This is a genomic window from Bradyrhizobium sacchari, from assembly GCF_002068095.1.
GTDB lineage: Bacteria > Pseudomonadota > Alphaproteobacteria > Rhizobiales > Xanthobacteraceae > Bradyrhizobium > Bradyrhizobium sacchari.
On sequence record NZ_LWIG01000026.1, the window covers coordinates 234,224 to 255,872 of the forward strand.

Annotated in this window: 28 protein-coding genes; 6 read left to right on the plus strand and 22 right to left on the minus strand. The window is 64.3% G+C overall.

Going from position 1 to position 21,649, the window contains the following annotated elements:
• Positions 1-38 precede the first annotated feature (38 nt).
• From A5906_RS25110 to A5906_RS25130, 5 genes are all read right to left on the minus strand, one after another.
• Positions 39-692 carry a tetratricopeptide repeat protein gene (locus A5906_RS25110; RefSeq protein ID WP_080137938.1) on the minus strand — a complete coding sequence of 218 codons (654 nt, stop codon included), beginning with the start codon at positions 690-692 and terminating at the stop codon, positions 39-41.
• A 179-nt stretch (positions 693-871) separates the two neighbouring features.
• Positions 872-2,461 (minus strand): class I adenylate-forming enzyme family protein, encoded by a 1,590-nt coding sequence (locus A5906_RS25115; protein WP_080137939.1) that lies wholly within the window; start codon positions 2,459-2,461, stop codon positions 872-874.
• A gap of 70 nt (positions 2,462-2,531) precedes the next feature.
• Positions 2,532-3,116 (minus strand): NnrU family protein, encoded by a 585-nt coding sequence (locus A5906_RS25120; protein ID WP_080137940.1) that lies wholly within the window; start codon positions 3,114-3,116, stop codon positions 2,532-2,534.
• Positions 3,117-3,338: 222 nt separating this feature from the next.
• A complete protein-coding gene (locus A5906_RS25125; RefSeq protein ID WP_080137941.1) occupies positions 3,339-3,917 on the minus strand; it encodes a hypothetical protein in 579 nt (192 codons plus the stop codon).
• 97 nt (positions 3,918-4,014) lie between these two features.
• Positions 4,015-5,637: a peptide chain release factor 3 gene (locus tag A5906_RS25130; protein ID WP_080137942.1), complete on the minus strand. Its 1,623-nt coding sequence runs from the start codon at positions 5,635-5,637 to the stop codon at positions 4,015-4,017.
• 172 nt (positions 5,638-5,809) lie between these two features.
• Between A5906_RS25130 and sugE the strand changes: the two genes are divergently transcribed.
• Positions 5,810-6,112, plus strand: a complete 303-nt coding sequence (gene sugE, locus A5906_RS25135; protein ID WP_245326917.1) for a quaternary ammonium compound efflux SMR transporter SugE — start codon at positions 5,810-5,812, stop codon at positions 6,110-6,112.
• Here the strand turns inward: sugE and A5906_RS25140 are convergent.
• The 7 genes from A5906_RS25140 to A5906_RS25170 form a co-directional block, all read right to left on the minus strand.
• Positions 6,105-7,112, minus strand: coding sequence for an inorganic phosphate transporter (locus A5906_RS25140; protein ID WP_080137943.1), 1,008 nt, complete (start codon positions 7,110-7,112; stop codon positions 6,105-6,107). The genes sugE and A5906_RS25140 overlap by 8 nt on opposite strands.
• A 66-nt stretch (positions 7,113-7,178) precedes the next feature.
• Complete coding sequence (locus tag A5906_RS25145) at positions 7,179-7,823, minus strand: DUF47 domain-containing protein (protein WP_080137944.1); 645 nt, start codon at positions 7,821-7,823, stop codon at positions 7,179-7,181.
• Between the two features lie 156 nt (positions 7,824-7,979).
• The gene (locus A5906_RS25150) at positions 7,980-8,948 is read right to left on the minus strand and encodes a branched-chain amino acid ABC transporter permease (protein WP_080137945.1); all 969 of its coding nucleotides are present in this window, start codon (positions 8,946-8,948) and stop codon (positions 7,980-7,982) included.
• Between the two features lies 1 nt (position 8,949).
• Positions 8,950-9,813: a branched-chain amino acid ABC transporter permease gene (locus tag A5906_RS25155; protein ID WP_080137946.1), complete on the minus strand. Its 864-nt coding sequence runs from the start codon at positions 9,811-9,813 to the stop codon at positions 8,950-8,952.
• 70 nt (positions 9,814-9,883) lie between these two features.
• Complete coding sequence (locus A5906_RS25160) at positions 9,884-11,107, minus strand: ABC transporter substrate-binding protein (RefSeq protein WP_080137947.1); 1,224 nt, start codon at positions 11,105-11,107, stop codon at positions 9,884-9,886.
• 77 nt (positions 11,108-11,184) lie between these two features.
• Positions 11,185-11,931 (minus strand): ABC transporter ATP-binding protein, encoded by a 747-nt coding sequence (locus A5906_RS25165; protein ID WP_080137948.1) that lies wholly within the window; start codon positions 11,929-11,931, stop codon positions 11,185-11,187.
• Entirely contained in the window at positions 11,924-12,679 is a 756-nt protein-coding gene (locus tag A5906_RS25170; RefSeq protein WP_008551999.1) for an ABC transporter ATP-binding protein, read from the minus strand. The genes A5906_RS25165 and A5906_RS25170 overlap by 8 nt, the downstream gene beginning before the upstream one ends.
• 341 nt (positions 12,680-13,020) lie before the next feature.
• Here A5906_RS25170 and A5906_RS25175 point away from each other — a divergent pair, with 341 nt between their 5' ends.
• Positions 13,021-13,662: a hypothetical protein gene (locus tag A5906_RS25175; RefSeq protein WP_167523429.1), complete on the plus strand. Its 642-nt coding sequence runs from the start codon at positions 13,021-13,023 to the stop codon at positions 13,660-13,662.
• Between the two features lie 7 nt (positions 13,663-13,669).
• Here the strand turns inward: A5906_RS25175 and A5906_RS25180 are convergent, their stop codons facing one another.
• Positions 13,670-14,023, minus strand: coding sequence for an ArsC family reductase (locus A5906_RS25180; RefSeq protein WP_080138263.1), 354 nt, complete (start codon positions 14,021-14,023; stop codon positions 13,670-13,672).
• Between the two features lie 107 nt (positions 14,024-14,130).
• Between A5906_RS25180 and A5906_RS25185 the strand changes: the two genes are divergently transcribed.
• The 3 genes from A5906_RS25185 (at position 14,131) to A5906_RS25195 (ending at position 16,135) form a co-directional block, all read left to right on the plus strand.
• A complete protein-coding gene (locus A5906_RS25185; RefSeq protein WP_080137950.1) occupies positions 14,131-14,502 on the plus strand; it encodes a tRNA-binding protein in 372 nt (123 codons plus the stop codon).
• Positions 14,503-14,716: 214 nt separating this feature from the next.
• Positions 14,717-15,349 (plus strand): TetR/AcrR family transcriptional regulator, encoded by a 633-nt coding sequence (locus tag A5906_RS25190; protein WP_080137951.1) that lies wholly within the window; start codon positions 14,717-14,719, stop codon positions 15,347-15,349.
• A gap of 3 nt (positions 15,350-15,352) precedes the next feature.
• On the plus strand, positions 15,353-16,135 hold the full coding sequence (locus A5906_RS25195) for a sulfite exporter TauE/SafE family protein (RefSeq protein ID WP_080137952.1): 783 nt from the start codon (positions 15,353-15,355) through the stop codon (positions 16,133-16,135).
• A gap of 2 nt (positions 16,136-16,137) precedes the next feature.
• Here the strand turns inward: A5906_RS25195 and A5906_RS25200 are convergent, their stop codons facing one another.
• A complete protein-coding gene (locus A5906_RS25200; protein ID WP_080137953.1) occupies positions 16,138-16,842 on the minus strand; it encodes a glutathione S-transferase family protein in 705 nt (234 codons plus the stop codon).
• A 90-nt stretch (positions 16,843-16,932) separates the two neighbouring features.
• On the minus strand, positions 16,933-17,079 hold the full coding sequence (locus A5906_RS43150) for a hypothetical protein (protein WP_167523430.1): 147 nt from the start codon (positions 17,077-17,079) through the stop codon (positions 16,933-16,935).
• Positions 17,080-17,241: 162 nt separating this feature from the next.
• Here A5906_RS43150 and A5906_RS42635 point away from each other — a divergent pair, with 162 nt between their 5' ends.
• The gene (locus A5906_RS42635) at positions 17,242-17,415 is read left to right on the plus strand and encodes a hypothetical protein (protein WP_161495430.1); all 174 of its coding nucleotides are present in this window, start codon (positions 17,242-17,244) and stop codon (positions 17,413-17,415) included.
• Between the two features lie 45 nt (positions 17,416-17,460).
• On the opposite strand, the gene A5906_RS25205 is transcribed toward A5906_RS42635, so the two are convergent.
• The 7 genes from A5906_RS25205 to A5906_RS25235 form a co-directional block, all read right to left on the minus strand.
• Entirely contained in the window at positions 17,461-18,126 is a 666-nt protein-coding gene (locus tag A5906_RS25205; protein WP_080137954.1) for a DUF429 domain-containing protein, read from the minus strand.
• Positions 18,127-18,156: 30 nt separating this feature from the next.
• Entirely contained in the window at positions 18,157-18,504 is a 348-nt protein-coding gene (locus A5906_RS25210) for a carboxymuconolactone decarboxylase family protein (RefSeq protein ID WP_080137955.1), read from the minus strand.
• A gap of 3 nt (positions 18,505-18,507) precedes the next feature.
• A complete protein-coding gene (locus A5906_RS25215) occupies positions 18,508-19,029 on the minus strand; it encodes an RNA polymerase sigma factor (protein ID WP_080137956.1) in 522 nt (173 codons plus the stop codon).
• Positions 19,026-19,235, minus strand: coding sequence for a YgaP family membrane protein (locus A5906_RS25220; protein ID WP_080137957.1), 210 nt, complete (start codon positions 19,233-19,235; stop codon positions 19,026-19,028). The genes A5906_RS25215 and A5906_RS25220 overlap by 4 nt, the downstream gene beginning before the upstream one ends.
• Before the next feature lie 95 nt (positions 19,236-19,330).
• The gene (locus A5906_RS25225) at positions 19,331-20,515 is read right to left on the minus strand and encodes a serine hydrolase domain-containing protein (RefSeq protein ID WP_136615475.1); all 1,185 of its coding nucleotides are present in this window, start codon (positions 20,513-20,515) and stop codon (positions 19,331-19,333) included.
• Between the two features lie 72 nt (positions 20,516-20,587).
• Positions 20,588-21,280, minus strand: coding sequence for a GNAT family N-acetyltransferase (locus A5906_RS25230; RefSeq protein WP_080137959.1), 693 nt, complete (start codon positions 21,278-21,280; stop codon positions 20,588-20,590).
• Between the two features lie 4 nt (positions 21,281-21,284).
• Positions 21,285-21,632, minus strand: coding sequence for a Lin0512 family protein (locus A5906_RS25235; RefSeq protein WP_018646107.1), 348 nt, complete (start codon positions 21,630-21,632; stop codon positions 21,285-21,287).
• Positions 21,633-21,649: the final 17 nt, after the last annotated feature.

The window sequence follows — 21,649 nt, forward strand, 5'->3', positions numbered from 1 at the left end:
ATCTCGTCAGGTCAGAGAGCCCGTCGGTCAGCTCTTGGTCAGCTTTTGGCGACGGGCGGCAGCAGGGCCGCCAGCGCCTCGGCACGGGAACGCAGGCCGGGCGGCGTCTCGCCGTCCTCGGCGATCGCGTCGAGCCATTTGCGGGTCGCGGTCATATCGTTGTTGCGCCAGGCCGACAGCGCCAGCATCTCGCGGGCGGTATGGCGGAAGGTCGATTTGGGGGTGGCGGAGGCCTCCAGCCGCTGCTGCATGTCGGCGTAGGAGGCGCTGTCAACCAGGAGGCCGGCGGCGCGGATCCTGGCCAGATCCTGCCATTCGCCACCGACACCGCGGTCGGCGGCGAGGTCGTCATACATCTTGGCAGCCGCCTTGGGATCGCGGCTGGCAGCCTCGGCGGCGGCGCGCAGCCGCGCCAGGGTGCGATAGCCGGAGGGAGCCTTGGCGGCGAGCTCGGTGAAGGCGGTCTCGGCCTCGGCATGCTTGCCCTGCTCAGACAGCGTGACGGCCTGCTCGAAGGCGGCGCCGGCCTCGGCGGCCTTCTTGGCCTCCAGATACTGGTAGGCGCGCCACCCGCCGACGGCGGCCACGATCAGCACCATCAGGGCGATGAAGTAGATCGAATACTTGTCCCACAGCTTCTTGAACTGTTCGCGACGTACTTCCTCGTCGACTTCGTCAAATAATTCAGACACTTATGCTAATCCCATGCCCGTCCGGGTACGCGCGCCAAAGCGTTCGCGTCAGGAATCCCGTCCCCGTGTGGCGGCGAGGTACCCTAACGATATGGCGGTGGCAAGGCAAAGCGAGCCCGATCAAGGCGTTAACCACCCGGCCGAGCCCGGGAGCCGCCTGCTCGCTCAGGTTCCCAAGCTCATCCCAACAACTCGCGCAACTGCCGCTTCAGCACCTTGCCATTGGCGTTGCGCGGCAGCGGCTCCGATGTGATCGCCATGGTCTCGGGCACCTTGTAGTCGGACAGCCGCTCAGCGCACCAGGCGCGCAAATCGGTGTCGGAAACGGGCGCGCGCGTCACCACCACGGCGTGGACGCGCTCGCCCAGCACCGGGCAGGCCCTTGCGATGATCGCGCTCTCGATCACCGCTGGATGGCCCGCCAGCACGGATTCAACCTCGGCCGAATAGATCTTCAGGCCGCCGCGATTGATCATGTCCTTCTGCCGGTCGAACACGCGGACGAAGCCTTCCGCATCGACCGAGCCGAGATCGCCCGAGTGCCAGAACCCGGCCGTGAAGCTTTCGGCAGTGGCCTTCGGATTGTTCCAGTAGCCCTTGATGACGGAGGCGCTCTGAATCCAGAGCTCGCCGATCTCGCCAGGTGGAAGTTCGCGCCCGTCCGCTCCCATCGCGACGATGCGCGCGCCGGGGCACGGCAGGCCGACGCTGTCGAGATGGCTCGCCGTCAATTCGCCGGGCATGATGGTCGAGGGCGATGTCGTCTCCGTCGCGCCGTAGCAGTTCATCAGCTTCAGGCCGGGAATCGTCGCCTTGAGCTTCTCGATGGTGGCGACAGGCATCGGCGCGCCACCGAAACCGCCGATGCGCCAGCTCGACAGATCATAGCTGTCGAAGTCGGGCTGGAGCAGACAGAGATTGTACATCGCCGGCACCATCACGGTGTAGGTGACGCGCTCGCGCGCGGCGAGCTTGAGATAATCGGCCGCCTTGAACTCCGGCATGATGATCAGCGTGCCACCACAGCGGATCATGGTCGTGATGTTGGCAACGACGCCGGTGACGTGGCCGAGGGGCACAGCTGCGATCGAACGATCCGCTGCCGTCAATTGCAGGCAGGACACGAACACCATCGAGGAATGGACGATGTTGCAATGAGCCAGCATCGCGCCCTTCGGCTTGCCTGTCGTGCCCGAGGTGTAGAGGATCATCGCGGTGTCCTCTTCGCTCGTCTCGACCGGGGCCGGGGCCAGCGGATTGTCTGCGAGCACCGCAAAGTGCGACAGATGCGGATCGTCGCCGACAGCGATGCGGTGGATCACATCGGGAACGTCGCGGGCATCGGGCAGCCGCCCGGCGAGCCCCGCCTCGTGGATCAGGATCTTCGCGCCGCAATCGGCAAGCACATAGGCGATCTCCGGCCTCTGCTGGCGCGTGCTGAGCAGCACCGTGACCAGGCCCTCATGCGCGGCGGCGAACAGCAGCAGCGGAAATTCGATGCGGTTGCCGAGCAGGATCGCGACGCGATCACCGCGCTGCAGGCCGAGCTTGCGAAAGCCCGAGGCGATCCGCGCGGCGTGCTCCACCGCCTGCCGCCAGCTCAGGCGGACATTGCCTGCGATCAGCGCTTCGCCATCGCCATTGCGCGCGCAGGCTTCCGCGATCATCGCCCAGAGACTCCCCGGCCGGTCGCGGAACGCCGGCACCACCCGGTCGCCAAAGCGCGCCTCGTGCCGCATCGGCGGGATATTTGATTGTGACCAGTCCATCGGAGGGCCTCCGCTTGTTGCTTTGTCACCTTCCGCGCATGGCGACGTGGAGCCGTCTTGCGCCGATCGGTTAGACGCCCACGACGGGAACACCGATCACGACGGGATGGAACGCAAAGGCCAGCGCCAGATAGGCGACGACGCCGACAGCAACCGCGATCAGATCGTTGGTAACGCCACCCACCGGAATCGGCGGGCCGCCGGCATCCTTGCGATGTTTGAGCGAGATGCGGTCATAAACGGCCCAGCCCAGGAACGAGCCGAACAGGATGATGGAGCCGAGATCGCCATTGGCGAGCAGATGCGCGGCCGCCCAGAGCTTGATGCCGGCCAGCATCGGATGCTTCAGCGTCGCATAGATGCGGCCGCGCAAATAGGAGGCGACCACCAGGATGACGGCGGGCAGCATCAGCGCCAGCGTGATGTGCTTGAGCGCCTTCGGCGGGTACCAGACGTCGATCCAGCCGGAGCTGCGATAATGGGAAAAGCCCCAGATGATCAGCGCCAGCCCCGCAAGCGAGACCGCCGAATAGAGGAGCTTGTAGGTCCCCTCGCCCAGCCTGGCGATGGCCTGCGTGCGCGCCTCGCGTTTCGTGGTGAAAACATGGGCCGCGAAAAACAGCACCAGCCCCAGGATCATGACCAGCAGACCCACGACATCCTCCCCTTTTGGCAAGCGCCCCGTCTCTGGCGTATCATCGATTGGCCGGTGGTCGCAACTCTCACCCCTCATGGTGAGGAGCGCGCCCTTGCGCGCCGTTGCCGGACGATGCTGCGCATCGCCAGGCGAACCATGCAGGCCCGGCTGCCGCAACGACCGGGCCTTTCATCCTTCGAGACGCGCGCGAGCGCGCTTCCTCAGGATGAGGGGATAACGCTATTTTCCGGGCTCGCGGTTATCGACATAGCGGATCGCGATCGGCCGGCCGGCCAGTGCGCCGCCGAGACCGCTGGTGAATTTCAGCGGCAGGCAAGCCTTCAGCGATGAATTGATCGCGTCGAGATAGCTGGTTCGGATATCTGTCGGTGCACTCGCGGTCGCGTATGTGAGGCGCGGCGGGCCAATCAGGCCGCCAGCCTTGTTGAAGCTGAACCGCACCGACATCTGCATGCCCGCCCGCGCATTGTCGGCTGGCGGCGACCAGCAGCTGCGCAGCTCGGCGAAGAGGTCGCCGATCGTGTCGAGATCGTGATCCGGCTTCTGGTATTTGGCGCGGTCGGCCTCGGACGGAACGCTCTCGATCGTGAGCTGGAGATTTTGCCCGTAGGGATAGTCCATCTCGGGAATGCAGGGGCCGGGCTCGAGCGGGCTGCAATAAGACGGCGTGCAGGGCCGGCCGTCGAGCACGCTGCACGGCTCGTGCGAAAATGGAATCGGATTGATCTGGCGTCGCTGCGCGTCGGCGGCGCCAGCCGATATCGCCAGCAGGATGAAAACGAGAATGCCGCGCCACATGATGCGAGCTCGCGATGTCACTCGGACAAACGTGGCATCGGCAATGAACACGTCAAGTCCGCGCGCGTTCACATGCTCGCGCGCGAAGGGCGGCGCCCTACCCCTTCTTCTTGACGTCCTTGACGTTCGCGAACTCGATGCCCTCGGCGCGCTCTCGGGTGTAGCCGAGATAGAACTCGTTGCGGGCGAGATACACGGGATCGCCGTCCACGTCGTCCGCGATGCTCGAGGTGTTGGCCGCGATGAATGTGTCGAGCTTCTTGCGGTCGTCCGAGGAGACCCAGCGCGCCAGCTGGAACTCGCTGACCTCGAATTCGACCGGCAGCGAATATTCGGCCTCCAGGCGCGCCTTCAGCACGTCAAGCTGCAGCGCGCCGACCACGCCCACCAGCGCCGGGGCGCCGTCGCGCGGGCGGAACACCTGCACCACGCCCTCTTCGGACATCTGCTGCAGCGCTTCCTTCAGCTTCTTCGCCTTCATCGCGTCGGTGAGACGGACGCGGCGGACGATTTCCGGCGCGAAGCTCGGCACGCCGACGAAGGTGAAATCCTCGCCCTCGGTCAGCGTGTCGCCGATGCGCAGCGTGCCGTGATTGGGAATGCCGACGACGTCACCGGCGAAGGCTTCGTCCGCGACCGAACGGTCCTGCGCGAAGAAGAATTGCGGGCTCGACAGCGGCATGCTCTTGCCGGTGCGCACGAGCTTCGCCTTCATGCCGCGGCTCAGCTTGCCGGAGCAGAGGCGCGCAAAGGCGATACGGTCGCGGTGGTTCGGATCCATGTTGGCCTGGATCTTGAACACGAAGGCGCTCATGCGCGGATCGGTCGCCTCGACCTTGCGCTGGTCGCTCTCCTGCGCGCGCGGCTCGGGCGCGAACTTGCCGAGACCTTCCAGCAAATCGCCGACGCCGAAATTGCGCAGCGCGCTGCCGAAATAGACCGGCGTCAGATGGCCTTCGCGGAAGGCGCCGAGCTCGAAGGGTTTTGATGCCTCGGTGACGAGCTCGAGCTCGTCTTTTACGGCTCCGACGTCGAGGTTGGCGTTGAGCTTGGCGAGCTCGGCGATCTCGATCTGCTGCGCCGCGCCGGTCTTGGCACCGCCGCCTTCGAGCAGGCGCACGCCGCCATTGACGACGTCGTAGGTGCCGAGGAAGTCGCGGCCGCGCCCGACCGGCCAGGTCATCGGCGTGGTGTCGAGCGCCAGGGTCTTCTCGATCTCGTCGAGCAGCTCGAACACGTCGCGGCTCTCGCGGTCCATCTTGTTGATGAAGGTGATGATCGGGATGTCGCGCAGACGGCACACCTCGAACAGCTTTCGGGTGCGCGCCTCGATGCCCTTGGCGGCGTCGATCACCATCACGGCGGAATCGACCGCCGTCAGCGTGCGATAGGTGTCTTCCGAAAAGTCCTCGTGGCCCGGCGTGTCCAGCAGGTTGAACACGAGGCCTTCGAACTCGAAGGTCATGACCGAGGTCACGACCGAGATGCCGCGCTCGCGCTCGATCTTCATCCAGTCCGACCGCGTGTTGCGCCGCTCGCCTTTGGCCTTGACCTGACCGGCGAGATTGATGGCGCCGCCGAACAGCAGCAGCTTCTCGGTCAGCGTGGTCTTGCCGGCGTCGGGGTGGGAGATGATCGCGAAGGTCCGCCGCCGCGCCACCTCGGTGGCAATCGGGGAACGGGCCGGCGATTCGGCTGCGGTGGTGGCGATGTCGGACATGGCGGGAGCGTTTGGCAGGGAAAATGGGCTCGATCAAGCCCGATTTGGCGATTGCGGAGCCCCTCGGCCAGCCCCATATCGCCGCTTTGGGAGGGACGACCCTCCTATCCCACCAGCATATCTGCCGCGGGGACGACCCTGCCGTGAATGGAGGGCCGTCATGGCCTGAAGCATCCTGTTCGTCGCCGGCCTTCTCGAGGTCACCTGGGCGATCGGCCTGAAATACACTGAGGGCTTTTCCAGGCTTGTTCCCTCCGTCATCACGCTCGCGGCGATGGCGGGCAGCGTGATCCTGCTCGGGTTCGCGCTCAAATCGCTGCCGGTCGGGACCGCCTATGCGGTCTGGACCGGGATCGGCGCGGTCGGCACCGCAACGCTCGGCATCGTCCTGTTCGGGGAGCCGGCCACGGCCTTCCGCCTCGCCAGCATCGCCCTGATCGTCGCCGGCATCGTCGGGCTGAAGCTCGTCACCTGACGAAGATCTTGACCGCCCACCAGGTCAGCGCGGCCACGATCGCGGAGGCCGGGATCGTGATCACCCAAGCATAGACGATCGAGCTTGCGACGTTCCAGCGCACCGCCGAAACGCGCCGCGCCGCGCCGACGCCGACGATGGCGCCGGTGATGGTGTGGGTGGTCGAGACGGGAACCCCGAGGAAGGTCGCCATGAACAGGGTCGCTGCGCCCCCGGTCTCGGCGCAGAAGCCCTGCATCGGCGTCAGCTTGGTGATGCGCAAGCCCATGGTGCGGACGATGCGCCAGCCGCCCATCAGGGTACCCAGCGCCATCGCCGCCTGGCAGGACAGCACCACCCAGAACGGCACCGAGAATTCGCTGCCGAGATGGCCCTGCGAATACAGCAGCACAGCGATGATGCCCATTGTCTTCTGCGCGTCGTTGCCGCCATGGCCGAGCGAATAAAGGGAGGCGGAGGCGAATTGCAGGATGCGGAAGGCGCGATCCACCGCAAAGGGCGTCGAGCGCACCGAGAGCCAGGACACGATCGCGACCAACAGCATCGCGAGCAGGAAGCCGACCAGCGGCGACAGCACGATCGCGAGCACCGTCTTGGTCAAGCCGCTCCAGACCGCCGCCGAAATCCCCGCCTTGGCCATGCCGCCGCCGACGAGGCCGCCGATCAGCGCATGCGAGGACGAGGAGGGAATGCCGAGCGCCCAGGTCACGAGGTTCCAGACGATCGCGCCGACGAGGGCGGCGAAGATCACCTGGGCATCGACGATCGAGGGATCGATGATGCCGGTGCCGATGGTCTGGGCGACATGCAGCCCGAACACCATGAAGGCGACGAAATTGAAGAACGCGGCCCAGAACACCGCGAATTGCGGCCGCAGCACGCGGGTCGACACGATGGTCGCGATCGAATTGGCGGCGTCGTGCAGGCCGTTCAGGAAATCGAACAGCAGCGCGACGGCGATCAGTCCGAGCAGGACGGGAACACCCAACGCAGCATCCACGGGCCTGCCCTACCCCTTGCGCATGATCTGAGCGGAAAACCGCTGCACATTTTTCGGGATCATGCGCTACACCTGTTCGATGACGATGCTGTTGATCTCGTTCGCGACGTCGTCGAAGCGGTCGGCCACCTTCTCCAGGTGGTCGTAGATCTCGACGCCGACGATGAAGTCCATCGCGTTGCCGTCGCGATGCTTGAGGAACAGTTCCTTCAGCCCGATGTCGTGGAGATCGTCGACGCGGCCCTCGAGCTTGCCGAGTTCCTCCGTGATCGCCGTCAGCATGGCGACGTTCTTGCCGATCTCCTGCATCAGCGGCAGCGCCCGGCCGACCAGATTGGCGCATTCGATCAGCAGCCCCCCGATCTCCCGCATCGGCGGCTCGAAGGAACGGACCTCGAACAGCATCACGGCCTTGGCCGTCTGCTGCATCTGGTCGATGGCGTCGTCGAGCGAGGTGATCAGGTTCTTGATGTCACCGCGGTCGAACGGAGTAATGAAGGTACGGCGCACCGCCGTCAGCACCTCGCGGGTGATGTTGTCGGCATCGTTCTCGAACTGGTTGACGCGCTGGCAATAGACCGGCGTCTCCTCACCCCCGTTCAGCATCCCCTGGAGTGCGACCGCGCCCTGGATCACGGTCTGGGCATGGCGGTCGAACAGGTCGAAGAACCGTTCTTCCTTGGGCAGGAACGCGCGAAACCATCGCATCATGGGGATAGGCTACCGGTTGGAAATGGCCCGGCCCGGATGGGCCGTCATGAAACTGTCATAGACCATTTTCGATCCGCGCGCGTGTCGTCTCACGCCCGCGAAGCCGGATCATCCACCGCTTTCAAGAGGTGGGTAATTTCAAGTCAAATCAAAGACTTAAAGCGAACGCCGGAAGTAATGCGCGATTTCGCCGATGACGCCGCGGCGGAAGGTGAGCACGCAGATCACGAAGATCGAGCCCTGGATCACCGTCACCCACTGGCCGAAGCTCGCCAGATATTGCTGCATGGCGATGATCACGAAGGCGCCGACCACGGGGCCGAAGATGGTGCCGAGGCCGCCGACCAGCGTCATCAGCACGACCTCGCCCGACATGGTCCAGTGCACGTCGGTGAGCGAAGCGTTCTGTGCGACGAACACCTTGAGCGATCCGGCAAAGCCTGCCAGCGTGCCGGAGAGGACGAAGGCCAGGAACTTGTAGTGGTCGGTGCGGTAGCCCAGCGAAATGGCGCGCTGTTCGTTCTCGCGGATCGACTTCAGGACCTCGCCGAACGGCGAGTTGATGATGCGGAAGATCAGCAGGAAGCCGGCGAGGAAGCCGGCGAGCACGACGTAATACAGCACCGTCGGCTTGGACAGATCGAGGACGCCGAACATGTGTCCCTGCGGAATACCCTGGATGCCGTCCTCACCATGGGTGAAAGGGGCCTGGAGGTAGATGAAATACAGCAGCTGCGAGAGCGCCAGCGTGATCATCGAGAAATAGATGCCCTGGCGGCGGATCGAGATGTAGCCGGTCACGATCGAGAGCGCGAAAGCCGCAGCGACACCGACGAGGATGCCGAGCTCTGGCGGCAGCCCCCACACCTTCAGCGCATGCGCGCTGCAATAGCCGGCGGTCCCCAAGAACATCGCATGGCCGAACGACAACAGGCCGCCATAGCCGATCAGGAGATTGAAGGCGCAGGCAAGCAGCGCAAAGCACAGCGCCTGCATCACGAAGAACGGATAGACCCCGGTGAATGGCACCGCCGCCAGCAGCAGCGCCATCACCACGAACACGGTCATCTCGTCGCGCATCGCACGCGGGGTCGTCGGCAGCGTATCGTCCGTCAGGGTTGTCATATCAGGCCGCCCTTCCCGTCAATCCCGTCGGCTTCACCAGCAGCACCAGCACCATCAGCACGAACACGACGGTGTTGGAGGCCTCGGGGTAGAAATACTTGGTCAGGCCCTCGATCACACCGAGCGCGAAGCCGGTGATGATGGAGCCCATGATCGATCCCATGCCGCCGATCACCACCACGGCGAACACGACGATGATGAGGTCGGCGCCCATCAGCGGGCGCACCTGGTTGATCGGCGCCGAGAGCACGCCGGCGAGCGCGGCAAGGCCGACGCCGAGACCGTAGGTCAGCGTGATCATGCGCGGCACGTTGATGCCGAAGGCGCGCACCAGCGTCGGGTTTTCGGTGGCGGCGCGCAGGTAGGCGCCGAGCTGCGTCTTCTCGATCAGGTACCAGGTGGCAAGACACACCACCAGCGAGAACACGACGACCCAGCCGCGATAGATCGGCAGGAACATGAAGCCGAGATTCATGCCGCCCTTGAGCTGGTCCGGAATGGCGTAAGGCAGGCCGGAGGAGCCGAAATAGTTCTGGAACACGCCCTGCACGATCAACGCGATGCCGAAGGTGAGGAGCAGGCCGTAGAGATGGTCGAGACCGGTCAGCCATTGCAGCATGGTCCGTTCCAGGATCATGCCGAAGATGCCGACGATGATCGGCGCCAGCAGCAACGCCCACCAGTAATTGATGCCGCCGAGGTTCAGCAGGAAATAGGCGACGAAGGCGCCCATCATGTAGAGCGCGCCATGGGCGAAGTTGATGATGTTGAGCATGCCGAAGATCACGGCAAGCCCGAGACTGAGCAGCGCGTAGAACGAGCCGTTGATCAGTCCCACCAGTAGCTGAGCGTAAAGAGCCTGCATCGATCCCGCACCCGGTCCCTTCGGCGTTCCCTAGAGCGCCCGCCGGCTCGTAGCCGGCGGGCCGTTGACCTTACTTCTTGAGCAGCGCGCACTTGCTTTCGGACAGCGGTGTGAAGGCCTGATCGCCGGCCACCGTGCCGACCAGCTTGTAGAAGTCCCACGGCCCCTTGGACTCCGAAGGCTTCTTCACCTCGAACAGGTAGGCGTTGTGGATGGTGCGGCCATTGGGCTGGATCTCGCCCTTGCCGAACAGATCGTCCTCGGTCGGCATCGACTTCATCTTCTCGACGACCTTGACGCCGTCATGAGGATTGCCGCCGAGGGCTTCCAGGGCCTTGAGATAGTGGCGCACGCCGGCATAGACGCCCGCCTGCACCATGGTCGGCGGAGCGCTGTTCTTCATCTTCCCGGAGAAGCGCTTGGAGAAGGCCCGGGTCTTGTCGTCCATGTCCCAGTAGAAGGTCTCGGTGAAGTTGAGGCCCTGCGCGGTCTCCAGGCCGATCGCCTTGACGTCGGTGAGGAACAGCAGCAGCGCGGCGAGCTTCTGGCCGCCCTTGACGATGCCGAACTCGGCCGCCTGCTTGATCGTATTGGTGGTGTCGCCGCCGGCATTGGCAAGGCCGATGATCTTGGCCTTGGAAGCCTGCGCCTGGAGCAGGAAGGACGAGAAGTCCGGCGTGTTCAGCGGATGCTTGACGCCGCCGACTATCTTGCCGCCATTCGCGGTGACGACGGCCGTGGTGTCACGCTCGAGCGCCGCACCGAAGGCGTAGTCCGCAGTCAGGAAGAACCAGCTGTCGCCGCCGGCCTTCACCAGCGCCTGGCCCGTGGTGTGGGCCAGCATGTAGGTGTCGTAGGTCCAGTGCACGGTGTTGGGCGAGCACTGCGCGTTGGTGAGGTCCGAGGTCGCGGCGCCCGAGTTGATGTAGACGCCGTTCTTTTCCTTGATGACGTTATTGACGGCGAGCGCCACGCCGGAATTCGGCACGTCGACGATGACGTCGACCTTGTCGACGTCGAACCACTGCCGCGCGATCGCGGTGCCGATGTCCGGCTTGTTCTGGTGATCGCCGGAGATGATGTCGATCTTCCAGCCCTTCGCGGCAAGGCCGGAATCCTCGACTGCCATCTGCGCGGCGAGCGTCGAGCCGGGGCCGCCGAGGTCGGCGTAGAGGCCGGATTGATCGGACAGCGCGCCGATCTTGACGGTCTTGTCCTGCGCGGACGCGACGCCTGCCGCGGCCAAGCTGAGCGCGGTGGTCAGCAGCAATGACGCAATCGACCTGGTCTTCATGCAACTTTCCTTTTTGAATTTTCTCATTGGCAGTTGTTCGGCTTGAGCACGATCTGTTCGGAAAACCGCGACATGCTCTAGACACCGAGATAGGCGTGGAGCTTGTCCATGTTGGCGGCGAGCTCCGAATTGGAAAATCCGTCAATGATCTTGCCGTGCTCGACCACATAATAGCGATCGGCGACGGTGGATGCGAAGCGGAAGTTCTGCTCGACCAGGAGGATCGTAAAGCCCTCCCTCTTGAGCCGCGCAATGGTATGGCCGATCTGCTGGATGATAACGGGCGCAAGACCCTCGGTCGGCTCATCCAGCATCAGGAAGCTCGCGCCGGTGCGCAGGATGCGTGCGATCGCGAGCATCTGCTGCTCGCCGCCGGACAGCTTCGTGCCCTGGCTGTTGAGTCGCTCTTTCAGGTTCGGAAACAGATCGAAGATCTGATCGAGCGGCAGTCCGCCTTCGCGCACGACCGGCGGCAGCATCAGATTCTCGCGGACGTCGAGGCTGGCGAATATCCCCCGCTCTTCCGGGCAGAACGCGATGCCCATGCGCGCGATCTTGTCGGAGGTGGCGCGGATGATCTCCTGGTTGTTGAACTTCACCGAGCCGGCACGCTTGCCGATGATGCCCATGATCGACTTCAGCGTGGTGGTCTTGCCGGCGCCGTTGCGCCCGAGCAGGGTGACGACCTCGCCCGCATTCACGTCGAAGTTGATCCCGTGCAGGATGTGGGACTCGCCATACCACGCTTCGAGGTTGCGAACCTGGAGGATGTTTCCGCCGGTTGCAGCCTTGGCCGGAGCCTCGGCGATCGCAGTGTCAGGCATGACCGGCTCCCAGGTAGGCTTCCTTGACGCGCTCGTCCTTGGTGAGCTCGCTGTAATGGCCTTGCGCGAGCACCTGCCCGCGCGTCAGCACGGTGATGATGTCGGAGAGATTGGCCACGACGCTCAAATTATGCTCGACCATGAGGATGGTGTATTTCGCGGAGATGCGCTTGATCAGCGCCGCGATCTTGTCGATGTCCTCGTGGCCCATGCCGGCCATCGGCTCGTCCAGCAGCATCATCTCGGGGTCGAGCGCGAGCGTGGTTGCGATCTCCAGTGCACGCTTGCGCCCATAGGGCATCTCGACCGCGGGCGTATTGGCAAACTCGCTGAGGCCGACGTCGTTCAAAAGCTCGCGCGCGCGATCGTTGAAACGGTTGAGCACGGACTTGGAGCGCCAGAAATCAAAGGAACTGCCGTGCTGGCGCTGCAGCGCGACGCGGACGTTTTCCAGCGCGGTGAGATGCGGAAATACCGCCGAAATCTGGAACGAACGGACAAGTCCCATGCGGGCGACGTCCGCCGGCGCCATCGCGGTGATGTCCTGCCCCTTGTACAGGATCTTTCCGGCGGACGGTTTGAGGAACTTGGTCAGAAGATTGAAGCACGTCGTCTTGCCGGCACCGTTCGGGCCGATCAATGCATGAATGCTCCCACGGCGAACCTTGAGCGCAACGTCGCGGACGGCGAAGAAGCCCGCGAACTCCTTGGTCAAGCCTTCCGTTTCGAGAATGAACTCATCGGCCAAACAGATTTCCCCCTGCCCGCGACGCGCGTGGCTGTCCTTGTTGCTTCGGCATTCCGGAGGTCTTGGAGCCCGTCCGGAACGCCGCCTCCGGGCGCGGAATATGCCGGAGGTGACGGGGGTTAGGCAAGGCGGAAAGCTGAGCAGATCAGGCCTCCGGCTGGGATACAAATGCTCCCTTAGTCGGAGATGTTTGATGTCGTGCCTGCCCGGCCTCCCGGTTCGCAAAAGCACCGGCCATCAAGCCGTCGTTAACGGTCTTTCGTCCGGTAGACCAGCCTTCATCAAAAATTTTCCCGCGAGCGGCATCATGCTGCAGGTTTCGATCTGCCGGGAATAGTATTTTGGATTTCGCAAGCGCCGCGCCCTCCGTCGTCAAGTCGATCAGGCAGCGTGATCTGCTGAACACGTGGCTGCGACTCTATGCGCGCCAGCAGATCACACCGGCGATCTGGGAGTATCAGCCGACACGGCTCGAGGAAGAGCTGTCCGATCTGATCTATTATACGGTGGACAACTCGGCTGCCGTCCCGCGCCTCATCATCCAGAGCGAAGGCACGCGCATCTCGCATGCCTACGGGCACACCGGCAAGGGCGTGCCGCTGGACGAGTATATCGGGCCGCGGCTCGTGCCCTCCGTGATGCCCATCTACCATGAATGCGTCGCGCGCGGGCTTCCGGTCTACAGCGTCGCCGACGTCGACGACATCTATGGGCGCGTCGTCGCCTACGAGCGCCTGCTGCTGCCGTTCCTGACCGACGGCAAGGTCTGCCACGTCATCGCCTCGCTCAAGACCTTCTGCGAGGACGGCGGCTTCGAGATCAAGAATCTGATGCGCGGAAATGACGCGCTGCCGCGTCCCAAATTATCCGCCGTGATCGATCGCGACCTGTTTCATCGCGCTCCCGGCCGCATCGCGCCGGCAGACATCGTCGAGTTCGCCGACCACCCCGGCGAGGCCATCGAGATCATCGAGCTGAGCTAGAGCCGGCTTACTTGCTCTTGACTTCCTTGGCATAGATGTCGGGCTTGAAGCCGACCAGCAGCTTGCCGCCGACTTCCAGCACCGGCCGCTTGATCATCGACGGCTGCGCCAACATCAACGCCAGCGCCTTCTTCTCGGTCAGGCCTTCCTTGTCGGAATCGGGAAGTTTCTTGAAGGTCGTACCCGCGCGATTGAGCAGCGTCTCCCAGCCGACCTTGTCGCTCCATTGCTTGAGCTTGTCCTTCTCGACGCCGGCTGCCTTGTAGTCGTGAAACTCGTAAGCCACACCATGACTGTCGAGCCAGGTGCGGGCCTTCTTCATGGTGTCGCAGTTCTTGATGCCGTAGATGATGTTGGGCAAGACGGTCCTCGCGCATGCGTGCTGCTTCGGCGGCGGCGTTGTACGAAACTCCGCCTGGCGCGACAATATTGAGAGTGAAGCTTTCGAACTCCCCGAGCGAACACATCATGCACGTCACCCACGATCCCGCCGCGGCCGCCTCGCCGACCATCGATTTCAACAGCTTCCTCAAAGTCGACGTCCGCGTCGGCACGATCATCGACGCCAAGCCGTTCCCGGAGGCGCGCAAGCCGGCCTGGCGTCTCTGGATCGACTTCGGCCCGGCGATCGGCGTGCGCAAGAGCTCGGCCCAGATCACCGAGAACCATCCGCTCGAGACGCTGGTGGGACAACAGGTCGCGGCCGTCGTCAACTTTCCCCCGCGCCAGATCGGGCCGGTCGTCTCGGAGGTGCTGACGCTCGGCTTCCCCGATGCCGACGGCAAGGTCGTCCTGGTGCAGCCGAGCAAGCCCGTGCCGAACGGCGGACGGCTGTTTTAGCCGCGCGCCACCGAGCCGAGCCGCCGTCAGTCCGGCGCATCGCAACCGATTAATCCTCCTCTTTTTGCGGCTCCGGCGGCCCGGGCTTGACCGAAATCGCCTCTGGCGATAAAATGACTGACTGATCGTTTTTTATTTTGCTCTGCCCAGCTCCGTTGGCTCACCCCGCGACCAGCTAAACGATCGATCTGTCAGTTATTTACGGACAGCCGCAATGCCCAAGATCAGCGACAAGCAGCGTGAAAGCCGGCGGCAGCAGATCCTCGAAGCCGCCCTCGCCTGCTTTGCGGAAGACGGCTTTCACCAGACCGGCATGGCCGACATCGTGAAGCGATCCGGGCTCAGTCACGGCGCCGTCTATCTCTACTTCCAGAGCAAGGACGATCTGATCGAGGCGCTGGCCGACGACCGGCATCGCCGCGAGGCCGTGCTCAACTCGGTGGCGCAAGGGTCGGGCGATCCGATCGAGGGGCTGCACGCGTTGGTTCGCGTCTACGCGCAATGGCTCACCGATCCCGCGGGCGAAGCGCGGCGGCGCGTCGGCATCCATGGCTGGGCCGAAGCGCTGCGCAACCGCCGCGTCCGCAGCAGCGTCGTCGAAGGCATCGACATGCCGCGCGCCCTGATCGTGGCACTGGTCGAGCGTGGTCAGCATGACGGTCTCATCAGGCAGGGCCCCGGCGCCGAAGCGATCGCGCGCATGCTGATCGCGATCTTCCAGGGCTTCGTGCTGCAGAAGAGCTGGGGCGAGGATTTCGATGTCGCAACTTGCGTCGCGGCCGTCGATGACGTGATCGATGGCCTGCGCACGACCAAGTCGGACGTCAAGCGACGGACCAGGACATGAGCGATGAGCTTCATTCATGAACTCCTCGCCGGCGGCGGCGTTGGCCTGGTCGCGGGGTTGGCATCGGGCTTCACGGGCACGAGCCCGGGTGGCGGCCTCGTCATCTTCTCCGTGCTGCTGCTCGGGGCAGAACAACACGTCGCGCAAGGAACGTCCCTGATCACGCAGATCCCTCCGACCGGCCTTGCGGGTGCGCGCCGCTACTGGCAGAGCGGTAATCGCAGCCCTCTGGCGTGGATCGTCTGGATCGGCCTCGGATTTCTCGTCGGCGGCGCGGGTGGCGGCTATGCCGCGGCGGCGGTGTCCGACGCAGTGCTGCAATGGACCTACGTCGTCTATCTCGTCGCACTGATCGCAATGTTGCTTCTGCGCAGCGACCGCAAGGACGCCGGCGGCGAGGCCGGCACACAGGACGATCTGCCCTGGCTGCCCCTACTCCTCATCGGCACGCTGGCCGGATTTTCCTCCGGCTTCATGGGCATCGGCGGCGGCCTCGCAATCACCGTCGGCCTCGCGGCGGGCCTACGCGTGCCGCAGCATCAGGCGCAGCTGGTCAGCCTGATCTTCTCGGTGATCCCGACCAACATTCCCGCCGCGACGATCTACTGGAGCAAGGGCCTCATGGTCGGCTGGCCGGCCATAACAGGCATTTTGGCCGGCCTGTGGGTCGGCACCGATCTCGGCGCACGCGCGGCCAACGTCGTCAGCAAATCGGCGCTGCGCCGGGCCATGATCGCCCTCGTCTCGCTGATGGCGCTCTACATGACCTCCAAGGCGCTGAGCTGATCCTACGGCCGCTTCGGAATGTTCAGCCCGCGCTGCACCGCCGGCCGCGCGAGCCCACGTTCGAGCCAGGCGCCGACGGATTTGAACTGGCTGAACGCGACGAGATCGCCCGCACCGTAGAAGCCGATGAGATTGCGCACCCAGCCGAGCATGGAGATGTCGGCGATGGTGTAGTCGTCATCCATGAACCATTGCCGGCCGGCGAGATGCGCCTCCATCACGCCGAGCAGGCGCTTGGCCTCGTCGACGTAGCGGTCGCGGGGCCGCTTGTCCTCAAAATCCTTGCCGGCGAATTTGTGGAAGAAGCCGACCTGGCCGAACATCGGCCCGATGCCGCCCATCTGGAAATGCAGCCACTGGATGGTCTGGTAGCGGCGCGCGGCATCCCGCGGCAGCAGCTTGTCGGTCTTCTCCGCGAGGTATTGCAGGATCGCGCCGGATTCGAACAGCGGCAGCGGCCTGCCCCCGGGACCGTTGGGATCGAGGATCGCCGGGATCTTGCCGTTCGGATTGAGCGAGAGGAATTCCGGCGTCTTCTGGTCGTCCTTGCCGAAATCGACGAGGTGGACTTCGTAGGGCAGTCCGATCTCCTCGAGCATGATCGAGACCTTGACGCCGTTCGGGGTCGGTAACGAATAGAGCTGAAGCAGTTCGGGATGTTTGGCAGGCCAGCGCTTGGTGATGGAAAAGGCGAAGAGATCGGACATCGGAACCTTTGGTGCATGGACTGAGGCGAGCTCAATCTAGGCGAGATGCCGCACCGCGCAAGTCACTATTCGCCCCGGCGATCCCGCAAGCTATCGCGGCAGCGTTGCCATCGCCACGATCGGGGTCATTGCTTCATGTTGCAATCGATACTCGATAAATCTTTGGCCCGAGACCAACAGCAAGGCCGTAAAGGCAATCGCGAGCATCGCGGTCGCCCATTGGCACACGTCGTACATGGTATTTGTCCCTCAACAGCCTTTGCGTAAACGTCGGCGCAAGCGCCACGTTCCGAGGCGACAGGAAAATATTGCCATTTTTTCCCGATCTCCTGCTAAGCCATCGCACTGTTCCGATCAGCCTGCGCAGGGACCAATGGCTTTTTCGCGCGTTGTTGCGGCATGAACATCGAGAAGCGCGCCCTGCTCGACCATGCTGAACGCTGTCGCCGCGTCGCGAACGAGCTCTCTCATCGCGAAGCCGCGCAACGGTTGCGAGCGATGGCTGACGAGTATGAAGCGCGAGCAACTAGTCTGGACGACGAGGGCGCCTCCGTCGAATCCGGTTCGCAATAGCCGCGGGCACCGCGAAAGCCAAGGCGATCGGAAAGCTGATCGGCCTCAAAAATTGATCTCCATCCGCAATCCGCGCGGATCGATCTCCTCGCCGCCGACACGCTGCGTGCTGTCACGTGCCGCGACCGCGCAAGCGCAGGCATCGATGAGATCGTCGCGGCCGATGCCGGTGCCGTGACGCAGCGTCAACCATTTCGACAAACACGTGAAGCCGCGTCGCTCCAGCAGCGCGATGCGCTGTTCGCGACCGCGCGCCGACCTCTTCCTCGCAAGACGGACTCGCCCGGCGAGATTCCAGAAGATCAACTCAGGATGCGCCTCGCCGATCGTCGCCTGCCGTGCCGGCGTCATGATCTCGTCAACCTCTCTCATCTTGTCCCTGATGTTCCAGAGCTGCGCTGACACGCCCCTGCCCTTGCCCTCGTGCTTCCAATAGTAGCGATTGGCTTCCGCCATATCGGAAAACGTCCAGACGTCCCTGCGCGCACCGAGAAACACGGCAGGCCCGATGATCTCGCGCGCACGCAGATCGCATTCGCGATAGCCGCTCGGCTTCAATCCGATCGGCATGTCGATCATCGCGCGTGCATGAGGGATCGCGAGCAGGCGCATCAAGCCCGGTGAATAGTCGAAGCCGTGATCGCCGCGCTCGTCGATCCAGGCGGCGACCCAGCCGAGGCTAAATCCGTCGAGGCCGAGATAGCTATTCACGCGCACGATCCAGCCTCTGCCGACGTTCGGTCACCCCGTGCCGCGGTCTCGATGCCGCTCGAACAGGCGCTGCGCCAGCAGCGCGTGGCCGAGCGTGCCGCCGGCGCGCACGGCGGCCGCGATCAATGCGGCTTCGGCGACCTCTTCGCGCGTCGCGCCGGCCCTGGCCTCCTGCGCCGTATGCACGTCGAGGCAATAGGCGCATTGCGTGGTCAGCGCGACCGCGAGCGAGATCAGCTCGCGATATTTTGGCGGGATCAATCCGTCCTTGCGCTCGACGGCATGGTTGAACGCCAGGAACGCATTGGCCTCGACCGGCGCGAGTGCGACGAACGCCGGAATCGATCGCAGATCGTCAGGGCTTTGATAGTCGGTCATGTCTCATCTCGTCAGATATTCGCGCATCAAGGCCCGGGCGCGATGCAGCCGCGCCTTCGCGGTCTGCCTGGTCGCACCGAGCGCGGCGGCGATTTCATCGATCGTCATCTCCTTGACGTCGCGCATCAGCGCGACATCGCGATAGTGAGGCGGCAGCGCCTCGAACGCCGCAGCCACGTCGAGCCGCAGATCGGCCTCGGGGCGCAACAGCAGCGCGGCTTCCGCCCCGCTCTCGTCGACGGCCGGCACGAGGCCCGTCTTGCGCGCAAGCCGCAGGCATTCACGGCGGACCACGCTGAACAGCCAGCCCGAAAATGCCAGCAGCGAGCGGATCGTACCGACATGGCGGAACAGGATCCACAGCGCCTCCTGCGTCGCATCCTCGGCATCCGCCGAGCTGCGGCAGGTCGCGCGCGCGTAGCGGCGGATGTCCGGCTGCGCCGTCTCGAGCAGGCGCGCGATCGCCTCGGGATCGCCGAGCCGGGCGGCCTCGAACAGGTTCGGCGAAATCGCAACCGCACTCACGACACGCCTCCTCGCCCGATCCCCGCCATTGCGCATATCGGGCAATAACCGACGAGCCCCGTCAGCGCGAAACCGGCGCCGCCGAGCGCCACCAGCCACGCCGTCGCGCCGGCCACATAAACCAATGCCGCGACCGCGACCGCTACCCCTGCGGCAATCCGCACCGCCTGGTGCAGGCCGCCGATGTTCTTCCTGTAAAATGCCATCGCATCCTCCGAGATGAGCCGAGGCTGACCGCCTCGACCATCAAGAGGGCGCGCCCGCCGAAAAGGATTCGCGGGCGCGTGCAATAAATTTGCGGTCAGCTCTCGACCGCCTGGTAGGCCAGGCGCTTGAACTCGAAGAAGAACGGATTCCAGAAGCCCATATAGCGCTGCGCCATCAGGACGCCCGCGGTATTGGCCGCCGGGCAGATCCACCAATGGGTGCCGGCAAGCCCGCCCCACTGGAATTCGCCGGTGGAGTTCGGCGGATCGAACGGCGTCGGCGTGAAGGTGACGGCGCCGCCGAGGCCAAAACCCTTGCCGGGGATCGGGCCGAGATTGGCAAAGCGGATGGTCTGACCTGCAGGCAGCTGGTTGGTCATCATCTGCCGCAGCGTCTCCGGCTTCAGCAGCGCATCCGAGCCGGGCAACAATGCACGCACCAGCGCGAGCATGTCGGGCAAGGTCGAGACCAGGCCGCCACCGCCCGAGAGCCGCGGGAACGGCCGCCGATAGGCCTGTGGAAACGGAAGATTGTCCGCGCGCGTCAGGCCCGGCTTCATCGGGTCGAGCACGTCGGCGCCAGTGTAGAGCGCGACCAGCCTGCCCTGCTGCGCTTCGGGGACGTAGAAGCCGCTGTCGGTCATGCCGAGGGGATCGAAGATGCGCGCCTTCAGGAAGACATCGAGCGACTTGCCCGAGACGACCTCCACGATGCGGCCGAGCACGTCGGTCGCCACCGAATATTCCCATCCCGCTCCGGGGTGATAGGACAGCGGCAGATCGGCGAGCTTGTCGATCATGTCGGAGAGCGGCGTCAGCGGATTGAGCACGCGCGCCTCGTTGTAGCCTTTGAACAGCACCGTGCCGGGATCGAAGATGCCGTAGCTGAGGCCGGAAGTGTGGGTCAGAAGCTGGCGGACCGTGATCGGGCCCTTCGCCGGCTCGACGTCGGCAAGGCCCGTCGCGCCCTGCTTCAGGACCTTGCGATTGCCGAGCTGCGGCAGGAATGTCTCGATCGCGTCGTCAAGCCCGACCCGGCCTTCCTCGACCAGCAGCATGGTCGCGCAGGTGACGAAGATCTTGGTGTTGGAAAACGCACGGAAGATATGGTCGGGCCGGAGCGCCGTCTTCGCCTCACGGTCGGCAAAGCCCACGCATTGCTGGTCGACCACCTCGCGGCCCCGCAGCACCGCCCAGGACACGCCCGGAATGATTTCCTGATCGACGTAGCGCTGCATCGCCGTCCGTGCGGCGGAAAAATCTGTCGTTCTGGCGTGCACGTGTTTCCCCCAAATTTTGGTCGGGATCGATATAGCGAAAATTCGCGGGAAATGAAGGGCACCCGAGGGCGCCTATCCTTCCTTCATGAGCGCCGTCACGTACAACCGACGCCGGACCCGCATGCCCTGCCTCCGGTACAGCGCAATCGCCGACGTGTTGTTCGAGAACACGTGCAGGAAGGGAATTTCGCCGCGTGCCTCGATCCGGCGCGCGACCGCCGCCAGCAATGCCTGCGCATAGCCGCGCCCGCGATAGTCCGGATGCACGCAGACGGCCGTCATCTCGACGAATTTTCCCGGCTTCATCCGCTCGCCGGTCATCGCCACCAATTCGCCGCCGGTGCGGATGCCGAGGAACGTGCCGAGCTCATGGGTTCTCAGCGCGAACGGCCCGGGCTTGGTCAGCTCCGTCAGCGCCATCATCGCGGGAACGTCGGCAGCGCCCAAGGTCACGATTTCGCCGTCGCGCAACGGACTGTCGGCGGGCGAGCCGATCATCTGCTCCCCGGTCTCGGCGAGAACGACCTTGAAGCCGGCGGGAACGTCGACCGGCTCCGGCGTGAACAGCGCGGCGACCTCAGTGCCCGACAGGAGATCGCGAAGCGCGGCAAAGCTTGCCGCGGACATGTCGGCCATGTCGGCAAAGGGCGTCATGTCGATGGGATAGCGCAGCGCTTTCGGACCGCCCTCAGCCAGATGCTTCTGGCTCGTCGTCAACGCGCTCCAGATCGGGCGATCCAGCAGCGCCACATCATTGTCGGACACCGGCCTAATCCTTGTCGAAGCTGACGATGACGGCCGCATTGGCAATGAGAATGGGGTCGTTGGCGACTTCCGTGGCCGAAGGAATCTCCAGCCCGCCCTTGACCGCAGTCACGGTCACGGTGCCGTAGGGCAGCTCCTTTGCAACGGCTTCCTTGTCCACCGCCTCGGGGTTGGGCACACCGATCGTGACATCGACGAACATGTCGTTCGCGGTCTTGCCGATCATCCGGAAGAAGCCGAGGCTCGAATGCCTGATGGCATCCGACACCGCTCGCTTGGCCGCCTTGGTGGCGTCCCTGCCGTGGACGTCGACGCCCATGCCCATCTCGGTGACACAACGAACGCGAGTCATTTCATAGTCCTGTGATT